Genomic DNA, 10,945 nt, shown 5'->3' on the forward strand with positions numbered 1-10,945 from the left:
TCGCGCGCGTCCTGGATGACCGCGTCGGCTACCGCCATCTCGGTATAGAGCAGCGCCCGGCGCGTCAGCTGACGGTGGAAGTACCGGCAATGCCGATCCGTCCAGTCCATCATTGGCGCGATCGCCAGCCGATTCATCACCTTGCTCATCTCGTTCGTTTCCGCGGGCCGCGTTCGCCCGACGGCAACACTGTGGTCAGCCCGGCGAGCCGCACCATCTAGTCTATTCTCGATTTTTTTCAATTGCCTCGGCCTGTCGTTGGTAATGGCGTTGGCCGGCAAGAAAAGCGCCCGCCGGCCTCCCTATCGGCTCGGCTGTGGTGAGCGGTCCTTGTTCCGCTTGTCTGCGACGTAGCTCTGCCCATTCTCCATCTTCATTATGTCGAAGAGGCCAGTCGCCGCGAAGAGTGCCGGAAAGTTCTTCACTCCATAGTTTCGTGGATCGATGGGCGCCTGTCGTTTCGCTGCGCTTCCTGCCGATGACATAGCTGCCCATCCATCGTCTTGCGCCGTGGCTTCCACAGCGCCACGCAGGATCGTCACGAGGGTCGTATCTTGCGATAGAGACTTGCCCGTTCGCTTGTCGGCGGGCTTTTTAGACCTGGCCGCCGATTCCGCTTTGGTCTTTGGTTTCTCGCCCGGGGCTACAGGAGTTGTCGGTTGCTCAGCATCGTCCAGGCTATCGAGGTAGAGGAAAGTCGTGCAGGCATTGATGAACGGTGTGGGCGTTTTGCGTTCACCAAATCCGTAGACTTCGTGTCCATTGGCCTTCAACTGCATCACTAGTGGCGTGAAATCGGCGTCGCTGGAAGCCAAACAGAAAGCGTCAAGCTTTTGAGTGTAGAGAAGCTCCATTGCATCGATCACAAGCGCAATATCGGTGGCGTTTTTGCCGGCGGAATAGGTGAACTGTTGAATGGGCCGAATTGCAAAATTGTGCAGTTTGTCTTTCCAGTTCCTGAGATTGGCGCTTGCCCAATCGCCATAGGCGCGGCGGATATTGGCCGTGCCGTATTTTGAAAGTTCCGCCAGTATCGCTGCGATCTTGCCGTGGGACACATTGTCCGCATCGATGAGCAAGGCGATTCGCCGATCAGATGTGGTTCGCGACCTGTCCTCATTTTCCATTCGATTGTTCGCCCTCCCTGCGCATCTTCATTGATAGCATCTGTGCAATGTGCGCACGATTGTGGTTCAAGCAGCGCCCCTCGGGTGCGCCGTGAGGGGCAGTTGGCCTATCGACACCGTGGGGGCCATGCCACCTTAATTTCGATCGATCTTCGGCGACGTTACGGGCTATGCGAAATATTCGACTGCTGCGGCCCAAAGATCTTCAACCGTGGCGAAGATAGGCTTTCGCCGGCGAAAGCTGGGCGCCTTCCAGATGTCGTTACCTTTTGGCGCTTGTATGGCGCATGAACCTGGTGGCGAAGCCGCGACCCTTTTCGATCGCGGGTAGCCAGTTTTACTCGCCGGCCTTGGCATCGGCGCCGACAGTGCTGTTGCCCGCTTCGCCATCCTTAGCGGGTTCGTCGGCCGGCTTGATATCCATGGCCTTGCCACGCGTCTTGGTCACCCTTGTCCTTCGGCTCCGCACACGCGACACCGACGTTGCGCTCATCAGCAACTACGGCTCCTTAGGGGAACCCGAAACCACCGACCGCGCTTACCGGGCCGCCGCGCACGATGCCGATGAGAACGCCGTCGGCAACTTTCTCGACCGTGCCGAACCCGACCTGAGGCGCGGCACCTTCGATATCGGCGATGGCGTTGATGATTTCCTGCCCATCGCCATCGGATATGATGGTTGCGCAGCGTGTCGACATTGCTTGCTCCTGTAGTTGTGAAAGGAAAATATTCTACGTAAGATTGATCAACAGGCACGCGTTCGCGGGTTCTTCAGCTGATGTGCAAACCTGCATTACTGGATTCAATTCGGGGGAAGAATGAAACTCGGGCACGCTTTCGCGGTATCCATCGTCGGTATTTGCTTCGCAATGTCGTCTGCCTCTGCAGGACAAGGAGAGCAGAGCAACATCAATTTCTTGGCCAGAATGGACCAGGCCAGATTGAATAAGGCCGCGAGAATGGCGGGCGACCTGATCGGCGTAATGGAAAGATGTCGGTTGAACCCGACAGAGGATGGGAAAGCCATAATGGCCGTTCCCGTCCTTTTGTACCACGGGCTGGAGAAACACCTAACGCCAGATACACGGAAGTTCCAGAGCGCCGCGCACGCCTATGAAAGGGCTTTCGCCATGGCGGTTCAGAGGGCGGGGAATTGCAAGACTGAAAAGGCCAAGTACCCGAACCTGTATCGATAGGGTTATGAGCCGTGTTCCACTACCCTATTCTAGTGCCCCTCTTTGTCCATAAGCACCGCAATTCGGGCTGCGGCGCCGGCGCTGGCGGCCGCAAAGTCACGGGATCTTTCTATCTTACCAAGCGCCTCGGTTAGTCTTTTGCCATATGTTCCTAGCGGCCCGCCCGGGTGAGGCGAGATATCCAGCGATTGCGCTAGCTTGCGATCTGTCGGCAGGTTGAGCAGATTTTGCGGTGCGTTGAGATTAAATAGTTTGTTTTTAGCTAAAAGACTTAGCAACAGGCTCTTGGGAGCCAGATCCTGTGTGATGACGTGGTGCTCACGGAACAATTCTGTGCCAGCCATGGTCAAATCTCACATCTTCTCAACATTGGTGAAGTCGGGACCGGTGACACCGGCGACCTTGCAGGCAGACTTCAACACTTCGTCGCAGAAGATGCTGCCAGCATACGGCGTACGAAATATATGGGCATCGGCGACCACCTCATCCCGGAACACAAGGCTGGTCGGTCCTACAAAATCGTAGATCTTCACATCCTCATTTGTTTTGTAATCACGTTCGTAATCGATCCTTATTTTCGACGCGCTTCGTCGATGGCGTCCAGGACACGTACAACATCGGCCAAATAATATTTCGGCCCTTGCGAGCCGTCTGCCAAAGTAAAATCGCAGTCGACAAACTCGAAGCCGGCTGCGTCGACATCCTCGAAAACCCGCTTCAGGCGTTCGGAAACGATCAGGTAACCGTGCAATATCTCCAGATCGCGCGGCATCTTGCCCTCCTTAGGGTAGTGAACAAGCTGAGGTTTTTCCGGCAGTTCTGCGAAGCCATGGCCTTTCGCTGGGGGCGGCGCGAAGACGATGAGGCCCGGCGTTATCAATGCATCCTCGTTTGCAATGCGTACGCCGTGGCCTTTACCGCCACGCAAGTCGGAGTCGAACTTGAAGAATCGACGAGATTTACCGACCTGGCGGGGAAAGGTTGTTTTGGTGTTTTCTGCCGCCTTCATAGAAGACCTCCCTGTGTATCCGTGGAAGAAATATTCGATGATATCATATACAGTTGCGTTCGAAATTCGCTCTGCCAAGGCATGTTTGCGGCGCAATTGGCAGGTCAACCTCTCATGGAACGCCTCATCGGTCATCTCCTTCAGCGGATCGAGCAGGAACTCCAGGATACGTCCCGGCGGTGGCCGTTGACGCCTGTCGTGGCACGCCGGCCGAATTGGCCTCGTTGGAAACGGTCAGAACGTTGCCCAACAGCGTACATCTGGAGAAGGAAAGGCTTCCAACTCGACGCGCACCTCCACCCCCATCGTGGACAAAACCTATCGCAACTTTCCGCGGGCCGCGTTCGCCCGACGGCAACACTGTGGTCGCGCCGGCAAAGCCGGAACAAAACGCTCTGGGGCGCCGTTGGAAAGCATGTTGATTCTCCGTCCTGGTGACCTGCGCGGCAACAAGCGCATCGATCGCCATCGTGCCGCGCAGTTGGCGATGCTGCGCGGTCGGCTCATGAGGCGGATTGCCAACCGCAAGGCTGCCGAGGTCGAGCAGGTCGCGGTATTTGTGCACGCCGCGCATCAGCCCGTCTTCAAAATGAAGGGACCGCAAAGCAAACGGAAGCGGACCGATGGCTGAAATCCTGAACTTCAAACCGGCCTTGGCCAGACAGCGCGGGCGACGAGCCGAGCGCTCGATCAATCGTGCAAATGAATTGCTCGATGAGGACTGCGGTGTCGGTCTGAGCCTTGCGTTGTGCGGCGGTATCAGATCCGCACAGTCGCGAGTGATCGACGCGCGGACTCGCTTCCTGAAGATTCGCCCGACCGCCCATTATTGAGGCATCGGGTAGGTAGGCGGAGGCGCGACATTCCATCCCCAAAGGGATATGCCGCTGCTCTCCTTTTGAAGTGATCGCCAATCGGGAGGATGCGGCATCATAATGGTTGAACTTGTGGTTTTGGGAGAAGCCGTCACCATGTTGTTTGAACCCCTCAACTCGGACGGCCAAAAGCGAAGCGCCGACTACCACGCTGCGCGGCTTGCGATGCTCCACGACCGGTTGGCGAAGAAGATCAAACAGGTCGACCATGCGGCCGCGCAGGTTGAGCAGGCAGCGGCAGTTTTGATTGAGGCCGCGCATCAGCCGACTGCCCCTGACGCAAGGGGCTGAGAAACCACTGCTCATGCGGCGGACCTCCGTTCAAAGCAGTGCCCGACCACTGTGGACTGCTTTCAAGCCACTCCGAAATCGCTGGCGTCTTTACATTTCATACTTGACACTTACGCTCATGATTTAATAGACAGCAGCCCATCCGACGTCGGATTTTCCGGTCCCGTCGGATGCCTGAATGCAAATCAAACAATGTCGATCGTTCGTGCGCAGCGACGCGCTATCGCGGGCGTGAAGGAATCTTTGCGCGTTTTCGGGGGGAAGTTGAGCGGTATGGATTTCTCGCTGAGTTTGGCGCCGGACCTAGTATCCTATATCCGCACGCTTCTACGGCTGCTCCATTTCGCTGGCCTGGTTTTCGGGTTCGGCGGTGCCGTCTTCCTCGACCTGCTCTTGGCACGCTACCGTCGAATGGTCGTCACCGCCGAACTCGTCGGCAATGTCGGATGGATCAGCCGTTTTGTGGCGACGGGGCTCCTGATGCTCTGGATTTCCGGCATCGGTTTTCTTCTGGTCTATCAGGTGGCGGAACCGCAAAAGCTGATGAACCCGAAAATCTGGGCCAAAGTGACCATCGTCGCCATCCTGTCGATCAATGGCTTAGCCATTCATCGGCTTGTGCTGCCATTCCTGCGCCAGCGGATCGGCCATCCGCTTCTGTCCGGGGTCAAGGGCCGCACCAAGGCGGCGTTGATCGGCTGCGGCGTCATTTCCGCCGTATCCTGGACCGTCCCTGTCGTGCTTGGCGCCGCGCCGCAGTTAAATTTCGTCGTGCCCTGCGCGGTCATTCTGGCCAGCTACGCCCTGGTGGTGGTGCAGGCCTTCCTGATCGCGACATTCGTTCTGCGGGACACAGCCGGAAGCGAGGCATCTCCGTCAGATCTGTCCGACAGCATCGAAGAACAACCCATGCTCCATGCGGCGCCGGCGGCCTGAGCCAGGGAATTTCCTGTGGCGGCGCCAAGTGCATGAAGATGTGGGGAACAAGCTTGAAGTATCAGCACAAACGGTTGCGAGGAGACGGGCTGGGACGTCACCACCTCGGAACGGCACGCGGCGGCCGAGCAAACCGACCCCTCTGTCAACCCGTCGTCTTGTGCGCCCTCAAACGGCCGTGCCTCGTGATGGGAACTGAGAAAGCCAACGGATAAGCAAGGAGCCACGGTCCGCGCCGCAAGGGCACGAACACCAGCCAGTTCTGGCGAGATACGGCGCCTACCGACGTAAGGCGTAAACGTTGTCCATCGCCTCGCCGCCGATCGGCATGGCCATGTCGTCGTCGAGCAGACGGGTGATGCGGGCGAAGCCGGTAAAGGCCTTTCTCGCTTCCTCGGCCGACATATTGCCGGCCATGGCGGCGGAACAGCAATTCAGGGCGCATTGATAAACCGGTCCGCGCCGCCCCGTCGGCCATTTCCGCAGGAACACCATCGCCTCGGCGACACTGTCCACTTCTTCCACAGGCTGACCTTGCCCAGGCAGAATCCGCACGGGCGTAAAGAAATGCAAGCGATCCATCGTTTTCCTCCCGGCCGATCGCGGTGCACAGAACCACATTAAACACCCGGCGGACCATTTGGTTCCACAAAAATCAAATGAGCGCGCAAAAAAATGATGCCTCGAAGCAACGCGGCCGATCCCATTGCTACGATCGAACGCCGGCAAAGGAGGGTTGAAAGCCGATCGCCGACTCGCGCGACAAAAAGGAGGAATCCGCAATACCGGCCTGCGATAAGCACGATTCTCATTGAATATCTTTAAGGCCAAAGCCGGCAAATGGGTTGCTTGCCGGTTCCCTTGCGTCAGGCATAACCTGCGCAACCAACGCGTGGAGGCGCGTCGCACAAGGGGAGGACATCGCAATGACCATACAAGGCGCATCGCCTGACCTGTATAATGAGGATCTGGCTCCGGCCAAGGTACGCAACTGGGGACCATTCTCGATCTTCAACGTGTGGACGTCCGACGTCCACAGCCTCTGGGGCTACTACCTGGCGGCGAGCCTGTTTCTCTTCTGCGGCGGCTTCGTCAACTTCATCATAGCCATCGGCATCGGTTCGCTCATCATCTACGTGCTGATGAACATGGTCGGTTATGCCGGCGTGAAGACCGGCGTGCCCTACCCGGTGTTGGCACGCGCTTCCTTCGGCATCTGGGGCGCCAACGTCCCCGCGCTGGTCCGGGCCATCGTCGCCTGCTTCTGGTACGGCGCGCAAACGGCGGCCGCCTCGGGTGCCATCGTGGCGCTGCTGACGCGACTGCAGTGGTTCGATGAGTTCAACAGGACTTCGCACCTTCTCGGCCATTCAACCCTGGAAGTGATCTGCTTCGTCATTATCTGGGCGCTGCAGTTGCTGATCATCCAGAAGGGCATGGAAACAGTGCGGCGGTTTCAGGACTGGGCCGGTCCGGCGGTGTGGGTGATGATGCTGCTCCTGGCGATCTATCTCTGCGTCAAGTCGGGGAGCTTTGCCTTCACCAGCGACATCCCGATGGATGTCCTGCGCGAAAAGACCGCCGATGCCGGCATTCCAGGCGATCCCGGCTCCTGGACGGCGCTCTTCGGCGTCGCGGCGATCTGGGTCACCTACTTCTCGGCGCTCTATCTCAACTTCTGTGACTTCGCCCGCTACGCGCCTGACAACGCGGCGCTGCGCAAGGGCAATATATGGGGCCTGCCGGTCAACCTGATCCTGTTCTCGCTGGTCGCCGGCGTCACCACGATTGCCGCCTACGATGTCTACCATGAGGTGCTGCTGCATCCCGACCAGATCTCGGCCAAGTTCGACAGCTGGTTCCTGGCGGCGCTCGCGGCGCTCACCTTCGCGGTGGCGACGCTCGGCATCAACGTGGTGGCGAATTTCGTCTCGCCGGCCTTCGACTTCTCCAACGTCTTCCCGCGCCAGATCAACTTCAAGAAGGGCGGCTACATCGCGGCCTTGATCGCGCTCGTGCTCTACCCCTTCGCGCCCTGGGAAGGCAGCGCCGCGCACTTCGTCGGCATCATCGGCGCGACGATGGGACCGATCTTCGGCGTGATGATGGTCGACTATTACCTGATCCGGAAGGGTGAGGTCGATGTCGAGGCGCTCTACCGCGAAGACAGCGAGTTCCGCTTCCAGGGCGGTTGGCACGTCAACGCCTTCATCGCCGCCGGCATCGGCGCGATCTTCTCCTCGATCCTGCCCAACTTCACCAGTTGGCTGCCGTCCTGGTGGGGTGTCTATGGCTGGTTCTTCGGCGTAGCCATCGCCGGCGCCGTCTACTACGTGCTGCGCACCATGGCGCTCGGCGCCGGCGCCAAGACGGCGAAGGCTTGAAATCAGGCAGTAGGCAGTAGGGCTTAGGGAATAGTTCCGCCTACTGCCTACTGCCTACTGCTCAACATCTCCGCCAGCCTGCGCACCGTGTTCCAGTTGCGCGAAGTACCGATGCCCATGCGCTTGTGATTGCTCGCCGCCAGCAGCCGTGAGCTTGGTCGCTCGCGCGAAAAGACGAGCCAGATGTCGCCGCCGACCGAAAGCACCTTTTCATCCTCGGCGGCATAGGCATCGAGCGCCGCGACGGCATCCGCCGGCGCAGGCTTGCGCATGACGCGCACCGCGACCTGATCGCCGGCATCGGCGGACTCGGCCGGGAACGGATTGCCGCTCGCGAGCTTCAGCCAGTCCTCGGCGCTGCGCACGATGATATCGACATGGCGGCCGAAGGTCTTTTCGAACGCTGCTTCGAGCCGTTGTTCGAGATCGGCGATTTTGGCCGCCCGCGCGTCGAAGACCAGGTTGCCCGTCGCCACCAGCGTCCGGACATTCTTCAGGCCGAGGCTCTCCGCCATCGCCTTGAGGTCGGACATGACGACGCGTCGCCCCTCGCCCAGGATGATGCTGTAGAGCAGCGCGACGTAGGTCCGCATCAAACGAGGCGCGACTGGTCCACCGCGGCCGAGATGAAGCTCGCGAACAGCGGATGCGGTTCGAGCGGCCGGCTCTTCAATTCAGGGTGATACTGCACGCCGATGAACCAGGGATGGTCGGGGTATTCGACCGTTTCCGGCAACACGCCGTCGGGCGACATGCCGGCAAAGACCAGGCCGCAATCCTCGAGCCGCTGCTTGTAGTCGATATTGACCTCGTAGCGGTGGCGGTGGCGCTCTGAAATCTGGGTGTCGCCGTAGATCTCGGCAATCTTGGAACCCTTGCTCAGCTCAGCCTGATAGGCGCCGAGCCGCATGGTGCCGCCGAGATCGCCGCTTGCCCTGCGCTTCTCCAGCATGTTGCCCTTCAGCCATTCGGTCATCAGGCCGACCACCGGTTCGTCGCTCGGACCGAACTCGGTCGACGAAGCATGCTCGACGCCGGCCAGCGAGCGTGCAGCCTCGATGCAGGCCATCTGCATCCCGAAGCAAATGCCGAAATAAGGCACCTTGCGCTCGCGGGCGAATTTCGCCGCCAGGATCTTGCCTTCCGAGCCGCGCTCGCCGAAGCCGCCGGGAACCAGAATGCCATGCACCTTTTCCAGCCACGGAGTCGGGTCTTCCTTCTCGAAGATCTCGCTCTCAATCCAGTCGAGCTTGACCTTGACGCGGTTGGCGAGGCCGCCATGCGACAGCGCCTCGATCAGTGACTTATAGGCATCCTTGAGGCCGGTGTACTTGCCAACGATGGCGATGGTCACTTCGCCTTCCGGATTGTGGATGCGATTGGAGAGCGCCTGCCAGGGCTCCATGCGCGGCTTCGGCGCCGGATCAATGCCGAAGGCGGCGAGCACTTCCGAATCCAGCCCCTCCTTGTGATAGGCCATCGGCACGTCGTAGATGTGCGGCACGTCGAGCGCCTGGATGACGGCGCTTTCGCGCACATTGCAGAACAGCGACAGCTTGCGGCGCTCTTCCTTGGGGATGGGCCGGTCGGCGCGCACCAAAAGAATGTCGGGCGCGATGCCGATGCCGCGCAACTCCTTGACCGAGTGCTGCGTCGGCTTGGTCTTCAATTCGCCGGCGGTCGGTATGTAGGGCATCAGGGTCAGATGCACATAGACCGCGTTGTTGCGCGGCAGGTCGTTGCCGAGTTGGCGGATCGCCTCGAGGAACGGCATGGCCTCGATGTCGCCGACCGTGCCGCCGATCTCGCACAGCACGAAATCGTAGTCGTCATTGCCGTCGAGGACGAAATGCTTGATCTCGTCGGTGACATGCGGAATGACCTGAACCGTGGCGCCGAGATAGTCGCCGCGCCGCTCCCGCTCGATGATGTTCTTGTAGATGCGGCCGGTGGTGATGTTGTCCTGCTGGTTTGCCGAGCGGCCGGTGAAGCGCTCATAATGGCCAAGGTCGAGGTCGGTTTCGGCGCCGTCATCGGTGACGAACACCTCGCCATGCTGGTACGGCGACATCGTGCCGGGGTCGACATTGAGGTAGGGATCGAGCTTTTTGATGCGCGCGCGATAACCCCGCGCTTGCAGGAGAGCCCCAAGAGCTGCCGCGGCGATGCCTTTTCCGAGTGAGGAAACCACGCCGCCAGTGATGAATACATATCGCGCCATGGGAGTCATCGCTTAACGCGGCCGGATTGATTCCGCCAGAGAAAAAACCGCCGCGAAGGCTTTTTCCCAAGAAGGCGCGAAGCCCCGAAGGGCAAGGAATAGTTTCAGTCAAAACAAAAAGGGCCGGCTGAGCCGGCCCTTTCGGCATGATGGCAAAAGCCTCAGATGATAACGACCTTGGTGCCGACCTTGACCCGGCTGTAGAGGTCCATGACGTGCTCGTTGATCATGCGGAAGCAGCCATTGGAGGCGCTGGTTCCGATCGACTGCGGCGCGATGGTGCCGTGGATGCGCAGGTGCGTGTCCTTCTTGCCGTCATAGAGATAGATAGCGCGCGCGCCGAGCGGGTTCTCGCCGCCACCGGGCATGCCGTCCTTGTACTGGCCGTAGTGCTTCGGTTCACGCTTCTGCATGTCGAGCGTCGGGATCCAGCGCGGCCATTCCTGCTTGTCGCCGACGGCGACCGTGCCCTTGAACTGCAGGCCTTCGCGGCCAACGGCAATCGCATAACGGCGCGCCGTGAAGGCGGATTCGACGAGGTAGAGACGCCGGGCGCTGGTGTCGATGACGATCGTGCCCGGCTCATAGCCGGTGAAAGTGACGTCCTGCGGCACGAATTCCGGCTTCACCTTGAACGGCTTCTTGGCGTCCTTCTTGGCGAGAGCCGAATCGAGGGCACGCGTCTCGGGCAGATAGCTGATCGATGACGACGATGAGCCGCCGAACAGTCCTGCGAATAGGCCACGGCTGCTCTGCTTCTGGCCGGGCGCCTCGCTGCGCAGCTCGCCATTGTTGCCGGTCAGCGCGACATTCATCGCCTCGGCCGGGATCGGCTCGGCCGACTGGATCGGTTCGACCGGCGCGATCGGCTCGATGATTTTGACAGGTTTCTTGCCGGGGTTGGCG

Annotated in this window: 16 protein-coding genes; 5 read left to right on the plus strand and 11 right to left on the minus strand. The window is 59.8% G+C overall.

The window, feature by feature from the left end; genetic code table 11:
• From EN742_RS11070 to EN742_RS38665, 7 genes are all read right to left on the minus strand, one after another.
• Positions 1 to 149 (minus strand): tRNA-dihydrouridine synthase (locus tag EN742_RS11070; protein ID WP_189375273.1); only part of this gene is annotated, 149 nt, incomplete at its 3' end.
• Between the two features lie 153 nt (positions 150 to 302).
• The gene (locus tag EN742_RS11075; RefSeq protein WP_127406806.1) at positions 303 to 1,127 is read right to left on the minus strand and encodes an NYN domain-containing protein; all 825 of its coding nucleotides are present in this window, start codon (positions 1,125 to 1,127) and stop codon (positions 303 to 305) included.
• A 337-nt stretch (positions 1,128 to 1,464) separates the two neighbouring features.
• Positions 1,465 to 1,620 carry a hypothetical protein gene (locus EN742_RS38045; RefSeq protein ID WP_189375275.1) on the minus strand — a complete coding sequence of 52 codons (156 nt, stop codon included), beginning with the start codon at positions 1,618 to 1,620 and terminating at the stop codon, positions 1,465 to 1,467.
• A 16-nt stretch (positions 1,621 to 1,636) separates the two neighbouring features.
• A complete protein-coding gene (locus tag EN742_RS11080) occupies positions 1,637 to 1,825 on the minus strand; it encodes a hypothetical protein (RefSeq protein ID WP_127406805.1) in 189 nt (62 codons plus the stop codon).
• 527 nt (positions 1,826 to 2,352) lie between these two features.
• Positions 2,353 to 2,667 carry an AHH domain-containing protein gene (locus tag EN742_RS11090; RefSeq protein ID WP_127406803.1) on the minus strand — a complete coding sequence of 105 codons (315 nt, stop codon included), beginning with the start codon at positions 2,665 to 2,667 and terminating at the stop codon, positions 2,353 to 2,355.
• A gap of 9 nt (positions 2,668 to 2,676) precedes the next feature.
• Positions 2,677 to 2,856 carry a DUF1629 domain-containing protein gene (locus EN742_RS38660; RefSeq protein WP_210212598.1) on the minus strand — a complete coding sequence of 60 codons (180 nt, stop codon included), beginning with the start codon at positions 2,854 to 2,856 and terminating at the stop codon, positions 2,677 to 2,679.
• A 38-nt stretch (positions 2,857 to 2,894) separates the two neighbouring features.
• Positions 2,895 to 3,467: a DUF1629 domain-containing protein gene (locus EN742_RS38665; RefSeq protein WP_210214447.1), complete on the minus strand. Its 573-nt coding sequence runs from the start codon at positions 3,465 to 3,467 to the stop codon at positions 2,895 to 2,897.
• A 172-nt stretch (positions 3,468 to 3,639) separates the two neighbouring features.
• Here EN742_RS38665 and EN742_RS11100 point away from each other — a divergent pair, with 172 nt between their 5' ends.
• The 4 genes from EN742_RS11100 (at position 3,640) to EN742_RS11115 (ending at position 5,434) form a co-directional block, all read left to right on the plus strand.
• Positions 3,640 to 3,963 carry a hypothetical protein gene (locus tag EN742_RS11100; RefSeq protein WP_127407708.1) on the plus strand — a complete coding sequence of 108 codons (324 nt, stop codon included), beginning with the start codon at positions 3,640 to 3,642 and terminating at the stop codon, positions 3,961 to 3,963.
• A complete protein-coding gene (locus EN742_RS11105) occupies positions 3,956 to 4,165 on the plus strand; it encodes a hypothetical protein (RefSeq protein ID WP_127407707.1) in 210 nt (69 codons plus the stop codon). Before EN742_RS11100 ends, EN742_RS11105 begins: the two co-directional genes overlap by 8 nt.
• Before the next feature lie 102 nt (positions 4,166 to 4,267).
• On the plus strand, positions 4,268 to 4,498 hold the full coding sequence (locus EN742_RS11110; RefSeq protein WP_245492294.1) for a hypothetical protein: 231 nt from the start codon (positions 4,268 to 4,270) through the stop codon (positions 4,496 to 4,498).
• Positions 4,499 to 4,690: 192 nt separating this feature from the next.
• Positions 4,691 to 5,434, plus strand: a complete 744-nt coding sequence (locus EN742_RS11115; RefSeq protein ID WP_245492295.1) for a hypothetical protein — start codon at positions 4,691 to 4,693, stop codon at positions 5,432 to 5,434.
• A gap of 279 nt (positions 5,435 to 5,713) precedes the next feature.
• Here the strand turns inward: EN742_RS11115 and EN742_RS11120 are convergent, their stop codons facing one another.
• The gene (locus EN742_RS11120) at positions 5,714 to 6,016 is read right to left on the minus strand and encodes a DUF982 domain-containing protein (RefSeq protein WP_126054489.1); all 303 of its coding nucleotides are present in this window, start codon (positions 6,014 to 6,016) and stop codon (positions 5,714 to 5,716) included.
• A gap of 344 nt (positions 6,017 to 6,360) precedes the next feature.
• Between EN742_RS11120 and EN742_RS11125 the strand changes: the two genes are divergently transcribed.
• The gene (locus tag EN742_RS11125; protein ID WP_128332803.1) at positions 6,361 to 7,818 is read left to right on the plus strand and encodes an NCS1 family nucleobase:cation symporter-1; all 1,458 of its coding nucleotides are present in this window, start codon (positions 6,361 to 6,363) and stop codon (positions 7,816 to 7,818) included.
• 47 nt (positions 7,819 to 7,865) lie between these two features.
• On the opposite strand, the gene EN742_RS11130 is transcribed toward EN742_RS11125, so the two are convergent.
• From EN742_RS11130 to EN742_RS11140, 3 genes are all read right to left on the minus strand, one after another.
• On the minus strand, positions 7,866 to 8,411 hold the full coding sequence (locus EN742_RS11130) for a DUF1697 domain-containing protein (protein WP_127405953.1): 546 nt from the start codon (positions 8,409 to 8,411) through the stop codon (positions 7,866 to 7,868).
• A complete protein-coding gene (locus EN742_RS11135) occupies positions 8,411 to 10,039 on the minus strand; it encodes a CTP synthase (protein ID WP_189375277.1) in 1,629 nt (542 codons plus the stop codon). Before EN742_RS11135 ends, EN742_RS11130 begins: the two co-directional genes overlap by 1 nt.
• A 161-nt stretch (positions 10,040 to 10,200) precedes the next feature.
• Positions 10,201 to 10,945, minus strand: a 745-nt coding sequence (locus EN742_RS11140; protein ID WP_148670076.1) for a L,D-transpeptidase, incomplete at its 5' end; no start/stop codon positions are given.

This window comes from Mesorhizobium sp. M4A.F.Ca.ET.020.02.1.1 (assembly GCF_004022645.1).
Classification (GTDB): Bacteria; Pseudomonadota; Alphaproteobacteria; order Rhizobiales; family Rhizobiaceae; genus Mesorhizobium.

Bases quoted from the DNA above. Each gene is read 5' to 3' on its own strand.
- EN742_RS11075 (WP_127406806.1), bottom strand. From the start codon at position 1,127: ATGGAAAATGAGGACAGGTCGCGAACCACATCTGATCGGCGAATCGCC.
- EN742_RS38045 (WP_189375275.1), bottom strand. From the start codon at position 1,620: ATGAGCGCAACGTCGGTGTCGCGTGTGCGGAGCCGAAGGACAAGGGTG.
- EN742_RS11080 (WP_127406805.1), bottom strand. From the start codon at position 1,825: ATGTCGACACGCTGCGCAACCATCATATCCGATGGCGATGGGCAGGAA.
- EN742_RS11090 (WP_127406803.1), bottom strand. From the start codon at position 2,667: ATGGCTGGCACAGAATTGTTCCGTGAGCACCACGTCATCACACAGGAT.
- EN742_RS38665 (WP_210214447.1), bottom strand. From the start codon at position 3,467: ATGACCGATGAGGCGTTCCATGAGAGGTTGACCTGCCAATTGCGCCGC.
- EN742_RS11105 (WP_127407707.1), top strand. From the start codon at position 3,956: ATGGCTGAAATCCTGAACTTCAAACCGGCCTTGGCCAGACAGCGCGGG.
- EN742_RS11110 (WP_245492294.1), top strand. From the start codon at position 4,268: ATGGTTGAACTTGTGGTTTTGGGAGAAGCCGTCACCATGTTGTTTGAA.
- EN742_RS11115 (WP_245492295.1), top strand. From the start codon at position 4,691: ATGTCGATCGTTCGTGCGCAGCGACGCGCTATCGCGGGCGTGAAGGAA.
- EN742_RS11120 (WP_126054489.1), bottom strand. From the start codon at position 6,016: ATGGATCGCTTGCATTTCTTTACGCCCGTGCGGATTCTGCCTGGGCAA.
- EN742_RS11125 (WP_128332803.1), top strand. From the start codon at position 6,361: ATGACCATACAAGGCGCATCGCCTGACCTGTATAATGAGGATCTGGCT.
- EN742_RS11130 (WP_127405953.1), bottom strand. From the start codon at position 8,411: ATGCGGACCTACGTCGCGCTGCTCTACAGCATCATCCTGGGCGAGGGG.
- EN742_RS11135 (WP_189375277.1), bottom strand. From the start codon at position 10,039: ATGGCGCGATATGTATTCATCACTGGCGGCGTGGTTTCCTCACTCGGA.